The 3,356-nt window shown below is 75.8% G+C and carries 2 protein-coding genes and 1 pseudogene; all 3 read right to left on the bottom strand.

Annotated features, from left to right (window positions below):
- A pseudogene (locus tag VR44_RS08775) lies at positions 1–290 on the bottom strand (histidine kinase); the annotation flags it as partial.
- A gap of 169 nt (positions 291–459) precedes the next feature.
- A complete protein-coding gene (locus VR44_RS08770; RefSeq protein ID WP_045946835.1) occupies positions 460–3,042 on the bottom strand; it encodes a cation-translocating P-type ATPase in 2,583 nt (860 codons plus the stop codon).
- 7 nt (positions 3,043–3,049) lie between these two features.
- The coding region (locus VR44_RS08765; RefSeq protein WP_045946834.1) for a universal stress protein at positions 3,050–3,356 on the bottom strand (307 nt) is incomplete at its 5' end.

The following is a 3,356-nucleotide window of genomic DNA, read 5'->3' as shown; positions in this document are numbered from 1 at the left end:
GAGTTCGTCGCTGATGCCGACGGGCAGGAACTCGGCGAGCTTCTGTCGTCGCCGATCACGCCGAGGGCGCCGTACTCGGCGTCCACGAGGAGGACGGCGGCCTCGACGATGCCGCGCAGCACCTGCGGCAGGTCGAGCTCCCGGCCGACGGACATGACCGCTTCCAGGAGGCCGTTGAGCCGGTCGCGGGTCCCGCGCACCTCTTCGATCCGGATCTGGAGCTCGTCGAGGAGCTCGTCGAGGCGCAGCCGGGGCACGCCCGGTTCGGCAGGCCGGTCGCCTGCGCTCATGTCCCACCTCCGGCCGGTGGCATCGGTGCGGGGATCGGCGTCCCTTCTCCACGGTAGTCCCGGCCGGAGGCGGCCGCTGTTCAGTGGTGGGCGGTGTGGCGCAGGTGGCGCAGGTGGGCGTCGCCGAGTTCGGCGTGCGTGCCGGAGCGGTCCGCGATGGGCTGCGTGGTCATCCCTTTCCGTGGAACGCGCCCCGCAGGAGGCGGGCGCAGACGAAAGCCGCCAGGGCGGCGGCCGAGGCGAGCCACAGGCCGGACCAGCCCACGGGCTCGGTGTCCAGCAGCGACCGCAGGGCGGGGACGTGGAGGGCGGCGGCGGCGAGGAGCGCCGAGCCGGCCACGGAGGCGGGCAGGAAGGGGTTCGCCCGGGTCAGGAGGCGGCCGCGCAGGCCCAGGGCCACGCCCAGCTGGGCGGCGAGCAGGGCGAGGAAGAGCACGCTCTGCCAGGGCAGGCCCCAGGCGCGTGCCGCGGTGCCGGCGAGGAGGGACACGACCGTGACGGCCGAGGCCAGGGCGAGCAGGCGCTGCCAGACCCCGGCGGCGAGGATGTGCCGGTCCGGCGGCCGGGGCGGGCGCCGCATGGCGTCGGGGGCGGCGGGTTCGGCGCCCATGGCCACGCCGGTCAGGCCGTGCGTGAGGAGGTTGATCCACAGGATCTGTGCGGCGCGCAGGGGCAGGGGCAGCCCGAGCAGGGGGCCGGCCAGCATGACGAGGATCTCGGCGGTGCCGCCCGCCATGGCGTAGACGAGGAAGCGGCGGATGTTGTCGTACACCCGGCGGCCTTCCTCGACCGCTGTGACGACGGTGGAGAGTTCGTCGTCGGTGAGGACGAGGTCGGCTGCCTGCCGGGCCACTTCGGTGCCGCGGGCGCCCATGGCGACGCCGATGTCCGCCTGGCGCAGGGCGGGGCCGTCGTTGACCCCGTCGCCGGTCATGGCGGTGACGGCGCCGCGGGCGCGCCAGGCGCGGACGATGTCCAGCTTCTGCTGGGGGTCCGTGCGGGCGAAGACGCGGGCGGCGGTCAGGTCGGCGTCCGGGGCCGTTGCCAGGTCGGGGCCGGTGAGGACCCTGCCGTCGGGTCCGTCGTCGACGACTCCGGTGCGTACGGCGACGGCCCGGGCGGTGGCCGGGTGGTCGCCGGTGATCATCACGGGGGTGATGCCCGCCGCGCGGCAGGCCGCGAGGGTGGCGGTGGCCGACGGCTTCGGGGGGTCACTGATCGCGACCAGGCCCAGCAGGCGCAGGCCCTGTTCGGCTCCGGTGGCGGGCAGGGGCTGCCAGAGCCTCTCGGCGGCCGCCACGGCCAGGACGCGGAAGCCCTGCCGTGCCAGGGTCTGCGCCTGGGAGCGGGCTCGGTCCAGCAGGCCGGGCTCCGCGTCGAGGACCGTGGGGTCCAGCACGCTCTCCGGGGCCCCTTTGAGACAGACGAGGACGTTGCCGTCGGGCAGGTGGTGCAGGGTGGTCATCCGCTTGCGCTGGGGGTCGAAGGGAGCCTCGGCGAACCGTCGGCAGAGCCGGTCCAGCTCGGCCCGGCCGGGGCAGTGGGCCTTGGCGGCGGCCGCCAGCAGGGCCGCTTCCATCGGGTCGCCCACGGGGGTCCATGCGCCGGTCGGGTCCGTGGGCATGGGCGGTCTGAGGCCGGCGTCGTTGCAGAGGGCGGCGGCCATGAGCAGTTCGCGTACCGGGTGGGCTTCCCGGGGTGTCAGCTGCCGTCCGTCGCGCAGCAGGCGGCCGTGGGGCCCGTATCCGGTGCCGGAGATGTCGGCGGCGCCCTCGGGCGTCCACACGTGCTGGACGACCATGCGGCCCTCGGTGAGGGTGCCGGTCTTGTCGGTGGCCAGGACGCTCACCGAACCGAGGGTCTCGACGGCGGGCAGGCGGCGGACGAGGGCGCCCCGGGCCGCCATCCGGCGGGCTCCCAGCGCCAGGGCCAGGGTGACCACGGCGGGGAGGGACTCGGGGACGGCGGCGACGGCGAGGCTGATGGCGGTGACGGCCATCGTGCCCGCCGGCAGGCCGCGCAGCAGGCCCAGGGCGAAGAACAGGAGGCACAGGGCGAGGGTGACGACGGCCAGGACGCGGCCGAGGGAGGCGAGCCGGCGCTGGAGCGGGGTCGGTTCGTGGCCTCCGTCGAGCGACGCCGCGATCCGGCCGAAGGCGCTCGCCGGGCCGGTGGCCGTGGCCGTGGCGACTCCCCGGCCGCGTACGACGACGGTGCCGGCGCTCACCGGCTCGCCCACTGCCCTGGCGACGGGTTCGGACTCGCCGGTGAGCATCGACTCGTCGGTGAGCAGCGCCGACGCCTCGGTGAGGAGGGCGTCCGCGGCGACGATGTCCCCCTCGCCCAGCAGCAGGGTGTCTCCGGGCACCACGAGGGCGGTCGGCACCTCGTGGGGGGCGCCGTCGCGCAGGACCCGGGCGCGCGGGGCCGACAGGGCGGAGAGTGCGGCGACGGCACGGTCCGCCCGGACCTCCTGGGCGACCCCGACGGTGGTGTTGACGACGACCACGAGGGTGATGACCACGGCGTCGGGGCGGTCCCCGATGGCGATGGTCAGGAGGGCGGCGCCGAGCAGGACCAGGATGAGCGGGTCGCGCAGCTGTGCCAGGACCCGGCGGTGCAGGGGTGTGGGCGGGGGCGGTGGTACCTCGTTGCGCCCGTAGCGGGCGAGCCCGCGCTCGGCCTCGGCCCGTGTCAGCCCGGCCGCTTCCCTGGTGGGGAGGGCCGGTGCGTCCGTCGGGGGGCTGGTCATCGCCGGTTCAGCCGGTGGGGACGGTGATCACCGGGCAGTGGGCCCGGTGCAGCAGGCCGTGCGTGACGGAGCCCAGCCGCATGCCGGTGTAGCCGCCCCGCCCGCGGCGCCCCACGACCAGGGCGAGGGCGTGTTCGGCGGTCCGGGCGAGTTCCTCGACGGGGTGGCCGGTGAGGACCTCGTGGGTGACGTGGACGTCCGGATACGCGTCCGCCAGTCCGGCGGTGGCCTCGCCGAGCAGGAACCGCTGGGCCTTCAGCGCGACTTCCTCGTCGTTGAGCAGGAACAGCGGCGGCTGCCACACGCACACGACC

The sequence above is a fragment of the Streptomyces katrae genome, from assembly GCF_000966975.1.
Lineage (GTDB): Bacteria > Actinomycetota > Actinomycetes > Streptomycetales > Streptomycetaceae > Streptomyces > Streptomyces katrae.
Note: the sequence above shows the minus strand (reverse complement) of the source record. Positions and strands in the feature narration are given on the sequence as shown.